Below are 13,249 nucleotides of genomic sequence, written 5' to 3'. Positions count from 1 at the left end.
GGCAGAGGGCTCAGCCCGCGAAGGGCGCGCTGCGGTCTGAACCCTTACAACCCGTAGCTCATCAAACGGTCATAGCGGCGGCCGAGCAAGGTCTCGGTGTCGAAACCCTTGAGCATGTCCAGCTGGCTGGTCAGCTCGGCGCGAATAAGGGCCGAGGCAGCGGCCGGATCGCGATGGGCGCCACCCAGGGGCTCATCGATCACCTTGTCGACGATGCCCAGGTGATTCAAGCGTTCGGCGGTGATGCCCATGGCTTCCGCAGCGTCCGGCGCCTTCTCGGCAGTCTTCCACAGAATCGACGCGCAGCCTTCGGGCGAAATCACCGCATAGGTCGAATACTGCAACATGTTCAGCTGGTCGCAGACGCCGATGGCCAGCGCACCACCGGAACCCCCTTCGCCAATGACCGTGGCGATGATCGGCGTCTTCAGCCGCGCCATCACCCGCAGGTTCCAGGCAATCGCTTCGCTCTGGTTGCGCTCTTCGGCATCGATACCCGGATAGGCGCCCGGCGTGTCGATGAAGGTGAGGATCGGCATCTTGAAGCGCTCGGCCATTTCCATCAGGCGGCAGGCCTTGCGATAGCCTTCAGGGCGCGGCATGCCGAAGTTGCGGCGAACCTTCTCGCGCACTTCACGGCCTTTCTGGTGGCCGATGATCATCACCGGCTGATCGTCGAGGCGTGCGACACCACCGACGATGGCGGCGTCGTCGGAGAAATGCCGATCGCCATGCAGTTCATCGAACTCGCTGAAGATGTGCTGGATGTAGTCCAGGGTGTACGGGCGGCGCGGGTGACGCGCGAGCCGGGCAATCTGCCAACTGGTCAGGTTGCCGAAGATGCTTTCGGTCAGCGTGCGGCTTTTGTCTTGCAGACGAGAGATCTCGTCGCCGATGTTCAACGAATTGTCGTTGCCTACCAGGCGCAGCTCTTCGATCTTGGCTTGCAGGTCAGCGATCGGCTGTTCGAAATCAAGAAAATTCGGGTTCATAGGCATCCGTCTTGGGTCGACGGCCAAGCGGCCGGCCGGTTGATCCGTTTGGCGCCATACCTTAAAGGAAACGGCGCGTTCAGGTCGAGTTTATTAATTGTGGTCGAACCCGCCCCGCAGGGCCAGTTCAACGATATTGCAGAAAGACGTTCTCGCGGCCGAACTGGTCACGCAGCGCTTGAATCAAGCTGTCGGCCGGGTCGATGCGCCAGCCCTCGCCGAACTGCAGCGTCGCCTTGGCATCGCTGCTGGTGTACTCCATGGTGATCGGGCAGGCGCCACGGTGCTGACGGCACAATTCGCCAAGCCAGCTCAACCGGTCCCCCCCCAGCCCATCGGCGTGCACCTTGAGGCGCAGGCTTTCGGCCAGGTTGGTGCGCGCATCCTCCATGCTCATCACGCGCTTGACGCGCAGGCGCAGGCCACCGGAGAAATCGTCGTTACTGACCTCCCCTTCCACCACCACCATGGCATCGGTCTGCAGCAGCGACTGAGCCGACATGAAGGCATCGGCGAACAACGACGCCTCGATACGTGCCGAACGGTCATCGAGGGTGATGAAGCCCATCTTGTCGCCCTTCTTGTTCTTCATCACCCGCAGGGCGATGACCATGCCGGCCACTGTCTGGGTCTCGCGCGAAGGCTTGAGGTCGATGATGCGCTGGCGTGCGAAGCGGCGGATCTCGCCTTCGTATTCGTCGATCGGATGCCCGGTCAGGTACAGCCCCAGGGTTTCCTTCTCGCCGCGCAGCCGCTCCTTGAGCGTGAGTTCCTTGGCCTTGCGATGGCTGGCATAGACATCGGCGTCGGCTTCGACGAACACCCCGCCAAACAGGTCGTCGTGGCCGCTGTCGTGGGTGCGTGCAGTCTGTTCCGCTGCCTTGATCGCCCCTTCCATGGCCGCCAGCAAGACCGCGCGGTTGCGGTCGATGTTGGCCTGGTAGGCCTTGGTTTCATCATGGAAATGCGGGCCCAGGCGGTCGATCGCGCCACTGCGGATCAGGCCGTCGAGTGTGCGCTTGTTGATGCGCTTGAGGTCGACGCGCTCGCAGAAGTCGAACAGGTCCTTGAACGGGCCGGCCTGACGCGCCTCGATGATCGCCTCCACCGGGCCTTCGCCGACACCCTTGATCGCGCCCAGCCCATAGACGATGCGGCCGTCGTCGTTGACCGTGAACTTGAACTCGGAATTGTTCACGTCCGGCGCGTCCAGGCGCAGCTTCATGGTGCGCACTTCTTCGATCAGGGTCACGACCTTGTCGGTGTTGTGCATGTCCGCCGAGAGCACCGCAGCCATGAACGGCGCCGGGTAGTGGGTCTTGAGCCAGGCGGTCTGGTAGGACACCAACCCATAGGCGGCAGAGTGGGACTTGTTGAAACCGTAGCCGGCGAATTTTTCCACCAGGTCAAAAATGTTCCCGGCCAGGTCCGGGTCGATATTGTTGCTCGCGCAGCCTTCGATGAAGCCACCGCGCTGCTTGGCCATCTCCTCGGGCTTCTTCTTGCCCATGGCGCGGCGCAGCATGTCGGCGCCACCGAGGGTGTAGCCCGCCATGACCTGGGCGATCTGCATCACCTGCTCTTGATACAGGATGATGCCGTAGGTCGGCGCCAGCACCGGCTTCAGGCCTTCGTACTGGTAATCCGAATGCGGATAGGCCAGTTCGGCGCGGCCGTGCTTGCGGTTGATGAAGTCGTCCACCATGCCCGACTGCAGCGGCCCCGGTCGGAACAGGGCCACCAGGGCGATGAGGTCTTCCAGGCAGTCGGGCTTGAGCTTCTTGATCAGCTCCTTCATGCCGCGCGACTCGAGCTGGAACACCGCCGTGGTCTCGGCCTTCTGCAGCAGCTGGTAGGTCGGTTTGTCGTCGAGCGGAATGAACGCGATGTCCAGCGGCGCTTCGTTGACCTTGGCACGGTCGCGGTTGATGGTCTTCAACGCCCAGTCGATGATGGTCAGGGTGCGCAGGCCAAGGAAGTCGAACTTGACCAGGCCGGCGGCTTCCACGTCATCCTTGTCGAACTGGGTCACCAAGCCGTCGCCGGCCTCGTCGCAGTAGATCGGCGCGAAGTCGGTCAGTTTGGTCGGCGCGATCACCACACCACCGGCGTGCTTGCCGACGTTACGCACCACGCCCTCGAGCTTGCGCGCCATGTCCCAGATTTCCGCGGCTTCTTCGTCGACCTTGATGAAGTCGCGGAGAATTTCTTCCTGTTCGTAGGCTTTTTCCAGGGTCATGCCGACTTCGAACGGAATCATCTTGGACAGCCGGTCGGCCAGGCCATAGGACTTGCCCTGCACCCGCGCCACGTCGCGCACCACCGCCTTGGCCGCCATGGAACCGAAGGTGATGATCTGGCTCACCGCATTGCGGCCATATTTGTCGGCCACGTAGTCGATGACCCGGTCGCGGCCATCCATGCAGAAGTCGACGTCGAAGTCGGGCATGGAGACCCGCTCGGGGTTGAGAAAGCGCTCGAACAGCAGGTCGTATTCCAGCGGATCGAGGTCGGTGATCTTCTGCACGTAGGCCACCAGCGAACCTGCGCCCGAACCGCGGCCCGGACCGACCGGCACGCCGTTGCTCTTGGCCCACTGGATGAAGTCCATCACGATCAGGAAGTAGCCGGGAAAGCCCATCTGGATGATGATGTCGAGCTCGAAATTCAGCCGGTCGACATAGACCTGGCGGCGCGCCTCGTAATCCTCGGTGGTGTCCCTGGGCAACAGCACGGCAAGGCGTTCTTCCAGGCCGTCGAACGAGACCTTGCGGAAATATTCGTCAATGGTCATGCCATCGGGAATCGGATAGTCGGGCAGGAAGTGCTTGCCCAGCTTGACGTCGATGTTGCAACGCCTGGCGATCTCGACCGTGTTTTCAAGCGCCTCGGGCAAGTCGCTGAACAGCTCGGCCATTTCCTCGGCGCTCTTGAGGTACTGCTGGTCGCTGTAGTTCTTGTTGCGGCGCGGGTCGTCCAGCGCCCGGCCTTCACCGATGCACACGCGGGTTTCGTGGGCTTCGAAGTCTTCCTGCTTGATGAAGCGCACGTCGTTGGTGGCCACCAGTGGCGCGCCCAGACGGTCGGCCAGGGCCACGGCCGCGTGCAGGTATTCTTCGTCGTTGGTGCGATTGGTCCGCTGCACCTCGACATAGAACCGCTCGGGGAAAATCGCCATCCATTCGCGCAACAGGTTGTCGGCATCGCCCGGGTAACCGCCCAGCAGCGCCATGCCGATCTCGCCCTCCTTGCCCGCCGACAGGCAGATCACCCCTTCACTGGCTTCGGCCACCCACTGCCGTTCGACGATCACCTGGCCATTGCGCTGGCCCTCGATGAAGCCACGGGAAATCAGTTCGGTAATGTTGCGATAGCCGACTGCGTTCATCGCCAGCAGGCTGATGCGGCTCAACTGGCCATCGGGGTCGCGGTTGGCCAGCCACAGGTCGGCACCGCAGATCGGCTTGATGCCGGCGCCCATGGCTGCCTTGTAGAACTTCACCAGCGAACACATGTTGTTCTGGTCGGTCACCGCTACCGCCGGCATGTTCATGCCGGCCAGCGCCTTGACCAGCGGCTTGATCCGCACCAGGCCGTCGACCAGCGAGTATTCGGTGTGCAGGCGAAGATGAACGAAGGAAACCGACATGTTGATCCTATGGGTTGCGGTAGAACGACAAGGCCCGGATTGTACCGGGCCTTGATCAAAACATCAGCCTGCTAGACCCACGCGGGCGCTTGATCGCTGCTTTCGCGCGCCTGCCATGCGGCACGAACCGGTGCGAACGATCGCCGGTGAATGGGCGTCGGGCCCAGCCGGGCCAAGGCTTCCAGGTGCACCGGTGTAGGGTAGCCCTTGTGCCCGCCCATGCCATAGCCGGGGTAGATCAATTCGAATGCAGACATTTCCCGGTCGCGGCTGACCTTGGCCAGGATCGAAGCGGCGGCGATCGCCGGGACCTTGGCATCACCCTGGATCACCGGAGCGCTGGGCACGTCCAGTTGCGGACAGCGATTGCCGTCGATCAGTGCAAGCCTTGGCGTGATGCTCAGGCCCTGCACCGCCCGCTGCATGGCGAGCATGGTTGCGTGCAGAATGTTCAGACGGTCGATCTCTTCGACTTCGGCGCGAGCGATGCACCAGGCCAGGGCTTTCTCGCAGATCTCTTCGTAAAGCAGTTCACGACGCGCTTCGGTGAGCTTTTTCGAATCGTTGAGCCCGAGGATCGGCCGTCGCGGATCGAGAATCACCGCTGCCGTCACCACCGCGCCGCACAGCGGCCCGCGGCCGACTTCGTCGACACCGGCAACCAGCTCTTCGACCAGATCGAAATCCAGCCCCATCTGCAGTTGCCTGCTTGTCTGTGGAGGCTTAGCCATCGTTCCTGCCTATCAGTTGCAACACGGCCTCGGCCGCCTGGTTGGACGCATCACGGCGCAGCGTGCGGTGAATAGCATCGAAGCCGCTGGTCTGTTCTTCACCGCTCGCCAGCAGGGGCAGCAGCCGGTCGGCCAGGGCCTGGGGCGTGGCCTCATCCTGCAGCAGCTCGGGGACCAGCATGCGCTGGGCCAGCAGGTTGGGCAACGACACGTAGGGGCTTTTGACCATACGCTTGAGAATCCAGTACGTCAGGGGCGCCAGCCGGTAGGCGACTACCATCGGGCGCTTGTACAACAAGGCTTCGAGGGTGGCCGTGCCGGAGGCGATGAGTACCGCATCACAGGCGGCCAGCGCGGTGTGCGAGTCACCGTCGAGCAAGGTCACCGGCAACGTCCGCCCGACGAGCATCTGCTCCAGTTGCGCGCGGCGCTGTGGGTTGGCGCATGGGATGACGAAACGCATCTGCGGGTGCGCCTGCAACAGCAACTGGGCGCTGTCGAGGAACAACTCGCCCAGGCGACCGACTTCGCCGCCGCGGCTGCCCGGCATCAGCGCCACGACCGGAAAATCACCCGCCAGGCCCAGCTGTGCGCGGGCCTGACCGCGATCGGCGTGCAGCGCAATGGTGTCGGCCAAGGGATGGCCAACGAAGCGCACCGGCACGCCCTGCTCCTCGTAGAACCTGGCCTCGAAGGGCAGCAGCGTCAGCATCAGGTCGCAGCCCTGGCGAATCTTCAGCACCCGCTTCTGCCGCCACGCCCACACCGAAGGGCTGACGTAGTGCACGGTCTTGATACCGGCCTGGCGCAGCTTGAGCTCGATGTTGAGGGTAAAGTCAGGAGCGTCGATGCCGATGAACACGTCCGGCTTGCACGCGATCAGCTCGGCAACCAGCTGCTTGCGCCGGGCCAGCAGTTCGCGCAGGCGACCCAGCACCTCGACCAGGCCCATGACCGACAGACGCTCCATGGGGAAGCGACTGACCAGCCCTTGGGCTTCCATCAGCGGACCCCCGACGCCGATGAACTGGATGTGCGGATGGCGTGCCTTGAGCGCGCGCATCAGCCCCGAACCCAGGATATCGCCGCTGGCTTCACCTGCCACCAATGCCACGGTCAGCGCTGCGGGGTGAGACATCAACGGGTGATGCCGCGGGTCGAGGACTGGATCGACTTGAGGAAGACGTCGACCTCGGGGTACAGACGCGCTGGCTCGGCCAGATCGAGCAATGCCTGCTCGACGGTCAAGCCTCGGCGATAGACCGTCTTGTAGGCACGGCGCAGGGCGTGGATGGCGTCGTCGCTGAAGCCGCGGCGGCGCATGCCTTCGAAATTCATGCTGCGGGCTTCGGCCGGGTTGCCGAACACCGTGACATAGGCCGGCACGTCCTTGCCGATGGCCGTGCCCATGCCCGAAAAGCTGTGGGCACCGATGTGGCAATACTGGTGCACCAGGGTAAAGCCGGAAAGGATCGCCCAATCGTGCACGTGCACATGGCCGGCCAGTGCCGTGTTGTTGACTAGGATGCAGTGGTTGCCGATCACGCTGTCGTGCCCGATGTGGGCGTAAGCCATGATCAGGTTGTGATCGCCCAGCGTGGTTTCGGCGCGGTCCTGCACGGTGCCACGGTGAATGGTCACGCCTTCGCGGATGACGTTGTGGTCACCGATGACCAGACGGGTTTCTTCGCCCTTGTACTTGAGGTCCGGCGTGTCTTCCCCGATGGAGGAAAACTGGTAGATGCGGTTGTGCCTGCCGATGCGGGTCGGCCCCTTGAGGATGACATGGGGACCGATCACGGTGCCCTCGCCGATTTCCACGCCCGCACCAACGATCGACCAAGGGCCGACTTCGACGCCATCTGCCAGAACGGCGGACGGGTCGATGATGGCGCGAGGGTCAATCAAACTCATAGCTTGCGTTCCGCACAGATGATCTCGGCCGAGCAGACCGGCTTGCCGTCGACCGAAGCCTTGCAGTCGAACTTCCAGATCTGCCGCTTGCAGCTGATGAACTTGGCTTCCAGGATCAGTTGGTCGCCGGGCAGCACGGGCTGGCGGAAACGCAGCTTGTCCGAACCCACGAAGTAGTAGAGCGTACCGTCGGCCGGTTTGACATCGAGCATCTTGAAACCAAGGATGCCGGCGGCCTGGGCCATGGCTTCGATGATCAACACGCCCGGCATGATCGGGTGCGCGGGAAAGTGACCATTGAAGAACGGCTCGTTGATGCTGACATTCTTGTAGGCGCGAATGCTCTGGCTTTCGACGTCCAGCTCCACTACGCGATCCACCAGCAGAAAGGGATAGCGGTGCGGCAGGTATTCGCGAATCTCGTTGATGTCCATCATTTCGGGGGGAAGCCTGTAGTAAAGATAGGGAGCGCGCGGCTGACGCGCGACACTCCTATTGCAAATCAAGGGGCAGTCTAGCGGCTGGGCACACTTGATATGGAAAGGGTATCAGCCATCAGATGACGCTTTACCGCCTTGGGTCACTGCCTCGACACGCTTTTCCACCTGCTTGAGGCGGCGCGCCATGTCGTCCAACTGCCGCAGTCGCGCGGCGCTCTTGCGCCACTCGGCCGCTGGCTGCATCGCCGTACCCGAGGAATAGGCACCGGGTTCGGTGATCGAATGGGTCACCATGGTCATGCCGGTGATGAATACCCCATCGCAGATCTCGATGTGCCCGACCAGGCCTACACCGCCTGCGAGCATGCAATTCTTGCCGATCTTGCTGCTTCCCGAAATGCCGACACAGGCGGCCATGGCTGTGTTGTCGCCAATCTGCACGTTGTGGGCAATCTGGATCTGGTTGTCGAGCTTCACACCGTTGCCGATCAGGGTATCGGCCAACGCGCCGCGGTCCACGGCGGTGTTCACGCCGATCTCGCAGTCGTCACCGATGCTGACCCCGCCGATCTGGGCGATCTTCTGCCAGACGCCCTTCTCGTTGGCGAAACCAAAGCCCTCGCCACCCAGCACCGCACCGGACTGTATGACCACGCGCTTGCCGATGCGCACGTCGTGATAGAGGGTCACGCGCGGCGCCAACCAGCCACCTTCACCGATCTCGCACCGCGCACCGATGAAGCAATGCGCGCCGACGGTTACCCCGGCAGCGATCCTGGCACCGCTTTCGATCACGGCAAACGGCCCGACACTGGCGGCGGCATCGACCTGTGCGTCGTCTGCAATGACGGCCGTCGGATGAACACCGGCGCTGGCGCGGGGCTTGGGATCGAACAGGTGGGAGATCCGCGCATAGGCAAGGTAGGGATCGGGGACGATCAGTGCATCGCCTTGAAAGCCTTCGGCATCGGCGGCCTTGAGCAGTACGGCGCCGGCATGGCTGTCGGGGAGGAACTTGCGGTACTGCGGGTTGGCCAGAAAGCTCAGCTGAGCTGGGCCGGCCTCCTGCAAGGTGGCCAGCCCAGTGATGATCTTCTCCGGGTCGCCACTGACCGTGGCCCCCAGGAACTCGGCCAATTGGCCGAGCTTCATGGTCGCTGTCATATCAGCGCGACTGATTCATGCGCTCGATGACCTGGCGCGTGATGTCGAACTGAGGCTTGACATCAATCACCGCACCGCGCTCCAGAACCAGGTCGAAGGCGCCCTTCTTGATGACTTCTTCAACGGCGCCGTCGAGCTTGGGCTTGAGCTGCTTGAGCATTTCGCGGTCGGCAACGGCCTTGGCTTCGTTCAGTTCCTTGGACTGGAACTGGAAGTCGCGGGCTTTCTGCTTGAATTCAAGCTCCAGACGCTCGCGCTCGGGCTGGGCCATCTTGTCGCCACCGGCAACCAGACGGTCCTGAATGCTCTTGGCGCTGCTTTCCAGGGTTTTCAGCTTGCTCAGCTGCGGGCCGAATTTCTTCTCCGCGTCGACCGCGTATTTCTTCGCGGCGTCGGACTCGAGCAAGGCCATCTGATAGTTCAGAACGGCGATTTTCATGTCGGCGAAAGCCGGAGTGGCACCCAACGAGGCGGCGAGGGTCGCGGCCAGAACAACCATTTGAGTCAACTTGCGCACAATAAACTCCTACAAAATCCGTTGTTGTTGCCAAGGAGCAGACCTTAGAAGGTCTGGCCCAGAGAGAATTGGAAGACCTGGGTTTCGGCATTGTCAGGCTTCTTGACCGGCATCGCCAGGCTGAAGCTCAGTGGGCCGAGGGCGGTGATCCAGGTCACACCCAAGCCGGCGGAGACGGCCATGTTGGCAATGTCGATGTCGTTGCAACGCACCGTTTCGCCTGTCGACGTCTTGCTGTCATTGCAGTTGGTGTCGAACACGTTACCCACGTCGACGAACAGCGAGGTTCGCAGCGAGCGCTGATCCTTGACGAACGGCAGCGGGAAGAGGATTTCGGCACCACCGGTGATCTGTACGTTGCCGCCGAAGGCCAGGGGGTCCTGATCCGGGTCTTCGAGCGTGCCGCGCGCGTCGTTACGCTGACTCGGGGTACTGCGCGGGCCCAACGTGCTGTCCTTGAAACCACGGACCGAGTTGAAGCCACCGGCATAGTAGTTCTCGTAGAACGGCAGGCCGTCGGTGGAACCGTAGCCATCGCCGTAGCCCAGTTCGGTGTGGAAGCGCATGGTGTAGTTTTCGGTGATCGGCACGAACGCCTGGTTGCGGTAGTCGATCTTGAAGAACGACAGGTCGCTGCCAGGAATGGTCACTTCACCGGTCAAGCTTTGCGAAGCACCGCGGGTTGGCAGTACGCCCTTGTTCAAAGTGGACGACGACCAGCCGGCCGATGCCTTGAAGTTGAGGAACTTGTCGCCTTCCTTCTCGGTGAAATCGAAGATCTCTTCGACGGTGTAGTTACCCGTCTTGATTTCGTCCTGCTGGACGCTCAAGCCGAAGGTCAGTCGCGAGGTCTCGCTGATCGGGTAGCCGAAGTTCATGCCGGCGCCGAGGCTGTCCACGGCGTAGCTGGCCACGTCGACGTCGAGGTCGTCGTAGTCGGTGGTGCGGTAGAACGCGTTGTAGCCCAGGCTGACGCCGTCCGGCGTGTAGTACGGATCGGTGTAGCTGAAGTTGTAACGGCTCTGGTATTCGCTGCGGGTCAGGCCGATGGACACACGGTTACCGGTACCCAGGAAGTTGTTCTGGCTGATCGAACCACCGAGGATCAGGCCGGCGCTCTGGGCGAAGCCGACGCTGGCGGTGATCGAACCGGAGGCTTGCTCTTCCACGGCGTAGTTGACGTCGACCTGGTCGTCGGTGCCCGGTACGGCCGGCGTCTCGACGTTCACTTCCTTGAAGAAGCCAAGGCGCTCGAGGCGGGTCTTGGATTGGTCGATCAGGTAGGTCGACGCCCAGCCGCCTTCCATCTGGCGCATTTCGCGACGCAGCACTTCGTCTTCCGACTTGGTGTTGCCGCGGAAGTTGATGCGGTTGACGTAGGCACGCTTGCCCGGATCGACCACGAAGGTGATGTCGACCGTGTGGTCCTCGTCGTGCGGCTGAGGCACGCCGTTGACGTTGGCAAAGGTGTAGCCGTCGTTACCCAGGCGGCGGGTGATCAGCTCGGACGTGGAGGTCATGACCTTGCGCGAGAACACCTGGCCCTTCTTCACCAGCATCAGCTGCTGGACCTGATCTTCGGGGACCTTGAGGTCGCCGCTGAGCTTGACGTCGCGAACGGTGTACTTTTCACCTTCGTTGACGTTGACGGTGATGTAGACGTGTTTCTTGTCCGGGGTGATCGACACCTGGGTGGACGCGATGTCCATGTTGATGTAACCGCGGTCCAGGTAGTAGGAACGCAGACGCTCCAGGTCACCGGACAGCTTTTCCCGTGCGTACTTGTCATCGTTGCGGAAGAACGACAGCCAGTTGGACGTCTTGAGTTCGAACAGGTCGGTCAGGTCTTCCTCGGGGAACACCGAGTTGCCCACCACGTTGATGTGCTGGATGGCCGCGACCGTGCCTTCGTTGATGTTGATCTTCAGGGCCACGCGGTTGCGCGGCTGGGTGACCACTTCGGTGTCGACCGACGCCGAATAGCGACCCTGAGCCACGTACTGGCGCTGCAGTTCGTTGCGCACGCCTTCGAGGGTGGCACGCTGGAAGATCTCGCCTTCGGCCAGGCCGGACTGCTTGAGGCCCTTCATCAGGTCTTCGGTGGAGATGGCCTTGTTGCCTTCGATGTCGATACTGGCCACCGAGGGTCGTTCGACCACGGTGATCACCAGGACGTTACCGTCCCGGCCCAGCTGGATATCCTGGAAGAACCCGGTTTTAAAGAGTGCACGGGTCGATTCCACCAGGCGACCGTCGTCGGCCTGGTCACCTACGTTCAACGGCAACGCGCCAAACACGCTGCCGGCGGAAACCCGCTGCAGCCCGTTGACACGGATATCGGAGATGGTGAAGGACGCGGCGTGAACTTCAGCGATCATCAGTACGGCAAGAACCGCAGTTAGCAGCAGACGTTTCATGAAGTCCTTTCTTATTCCAACTGGCAATAAACAAACTGCCGCAGAAGCGGCAGGTTCGCAAACGAGCGAAGCGTTACAGTCGACCCAGATCGTTTATCAGGGCAAGCAGCATGACCCCAACCACCAGACTGATGCCGATCTGGATTCCCCAACCCTGTACCCGATCGGAGACTGGGCGACCACGCACCCACTCGATCAGGTAGAACAGCAGATGCCCCCCATCCAGTACTGGAATGGGCAGCAAATTGAGAACTCCGAGGCTTATGCTCAGGTAGGCGAGGAAATTCAGGAAATCCCCAAAACCCGACTGGGCCGAAGCGCCCGCCACTTTAGCAATGGTTATCGGTCCACTCAAGTTTTTTACCGAGAGCTCGCCGAACAGCATTTTCTTCAGGGAATCAAGGGTCAGCACGCTCATGGTCCAGGTACGCCTGGCGCCCTCGACCACGGCATCGAGCGGCCCGTAGCTGACTTCACGCAGCATCTGCGGTGGCCACTCGACCGGTTTCACCCCGGCGCCGAGGTACCCGGCGGCCTTGCCTTCACCTTTGGAAACCAGGTTGACCGGGACATCCAGTGGCGCGTTGTCGCGCTCCACGCGCAGCACGATTCGGCTGTCGGGACGCTCGCGGACCAGGTCCACGACCTGCTGCCAATCGCCCAGGGGCTGGCCGTCCAGCGCCAGCAGACGGTCCCCGGTACGCAAACCGGCGGCCTGCGCCGGGCCGTTGGGATCAAGCTCGGCGAGTATCGGCGCCAGCGCCGGACGCCACGGCCGAATGCCCAGCGAGCGAATCGGATCAGGCTCGTCGGAACCTTGCAACCACTGGTTAAGGGCCAGCGAGCGAGTGGCTTCATTGCTGGAGCCAGGTTCGCGCACGGTCAACTGCAAGGCACCGGTTTCGCCCAGGCGCCGTACCATTTGCAGGTTCACCGCAGCCCAACCGGCGGTGCTTTCGCCATCCACCGCAACGATTTCCTCACCTGCCATCAGACCGGCGGTTGCCGCGATGCTGCCCGGCTCGACCGAACCGACCACCGGCTTGAGCTGCTGGGTGCCGAGCATCGCCAGCAGCCAGAAGAACACTAGGGCGAGCAGAAAGTTGGCCGCAGGCCCGGCGGCGACGATGGCGATGCGCTGACGCACACTCTTGCGATTGAACGACTGCTCGACCTGATCGGCCGGCACGTCGCCCTCGCGCTCGTCGAGCATCTTGACGTAGCCACCCAGCGGAATCGCCGCCACCACGAACTCGGTGCCCTGGCGGTCATGCCAGCGCAACAGGGGCGTGCCGAAGCCCACGGAAAAACGCAGCACCTTGACGCCACAACGCCGTGCGACCCAGAAATGGCCGAACTCGTGAAAGGTAACCAGCACACCCAATGCCACCAGGGTGCCGATAATCATGTAGAGCGCACTCATAA

The 13,249-nt window shown here is 62.3% G+C and carries 10 protein-coding genes; all 10 read right to left on the bottom strand.

The window, feature by feature from the left end; genetic code table 11:
- Nucleotides 1-44: 44 nt before the first annotated feature.
- The 10 genes from H7993_RS09860 to rseP all read right to left on the bottom strand — a co-directional run bounded on the left by H7993_RS09860 (nt 45) and on the right by rseP (nt 13,247).
- On the bottom strand, nt 45-992 hold the full coding sequence (locus tag H7993_RS09860; protein ID WP_185794267.1) for an acetyl-CoA carboxylase carboxyltransferase subunit alpha: 948 nt from the start codon (nt 990-992) through the stop codon (nt 45-47).
- Nucleotides 993-1,119: 127 nt separating this feature from the next.
- Nucleotides 1,120-4,641 (bottom strand): DNA polymerase III subunit alpha, encoded by a 3,522-nt coding sequence (gene dnaE, locus H7993_RS09855; RefSeq protein ID WP_185794266.1) that lies wholly within the window; start codon nt 4,639-4,641, stop codon nt 1,120-1,122.
- A gap of 71 nt (nt 4,642-4,712) precedes the next feature.
- A complete protein-coding gene (gene rnhB, locus H7993_RS09850; protein WP_163007437.1) occupies nt 4,713-5,342 on the bottom strand; it encodes a ribonuclease HII in 630 nt (209 codons plus the stop codon).
- A gap of 22 nt (nt 5,343-5,364) precedes the next feature.
- Nucleotides 5,365-6,510, bottom strand: coding sequence for a lipid-A-disaccharide synthase (gene lpxB, locus H7993_RS09845; protein WP_185794265.1), 1,146 nt, complete (start codon nt 6,508-6,510; stop codon nt 5,365-5,367).
- The gene (gene lpxA, locus H7993_RS09840; protein ID WP_122476561.1) at nt 6,510-7,286 is read right to left on the bottom strand and encodes an acyl-ACP--UDP-N-acetylglucosamine O-acyltransferase; all 777 of its coding nucleotides are present in this window, start codon (nt 7,284-7,286) and stop codon (nt 6,510-6,512) included. The genes lpxB and lpxA overlap by 1 nt, the downstream gene beginning before the upstream one ends.
- A complete protein-coding gene (fabZ, locus tag H7993_RS09835; RefSeq protein ID WP_043185101.1) occupies nt 7,283-7,723 on the bottom strand; it encodes a 3-hydroxyacyl-ACP dehydratase FabZ in 441 nt (146 codons plus the stop codon). The genes lpxA and fabZ overlap by 4 nt, the downstream gene beginning before the upstream one ends.
- Nucleotides 7,724-7,834: 111 nt before the next feature.
- Nucleotides 7,835-8,890, bottom strand: a complete 1,056-nt coding sequence (gene lpxD, locus H7993_RS09830) for a UDP-3-O-(3-hydroxymyristoyl)glucosamine N-acyltransferase (protein ID WP_122476563.1) — start codon at nt 8,888-8,890, stop codon at nt 7,835-7,837.
- A gap of 1 nt (nt 8,891) precedes the next feature.
- Nucleotides 8,892-9,407 carry an OmpH/Skp family outer membrane protein gene (locus H7993_RS09825; protein WP_049862282.1) on the bottom strand — a complete coding sequence of 172 codons (516 nt, stop codon included), beginning with the start codon at nt 9,405-9,407 and terminating at the stop codon, nt 8,892-8,894.
- Between the two features lie 44 nt (nt 9,408-9,451).
- Nucleotides 9,452-11,824: an outer membrane protein assembly factor BamA gene (gene bamA / locus H7993_RS09820; protein ID WP_185794264.1), complete on the bottom strand. Its 2,373-nt coding sequence runs from the start codon at nt 11,822-11,824 to the stop codon at nt 9,452-9,454.
- Nucleotides 11,825-11,897: 73 nt separating this feature from the next.
- Nucleotides 11,898-13,247 (bottom strand): sigma E protease regulator RseP, encoded by a 1,350-nt coding sequence (rseP, locus tag H7993_RS09815; protein WP_122476566.1) that lies wholly within the window; start codon nt 13,245-13,247, stop codon nt 11,898-11,900.
- Between the last annotated feature and the right edge of the window lie 2 nt (nt 13,248-13,249).

This window comes from Pseudomonas baltica (assembly GCF_014235765.1).
GTDB classification, from domain to species: Bacteria; Pseudomonadota; Gammaproteobacteria; order Pseudomonadales; family Pseudomonadaceae; genus Aquipseudomonas; species Aquipseudomonas baltica.
Note: the sequence above shows the minus strand (reverse complement) of the source record. Positions and strands in the feature narration are given on the sequence as shown.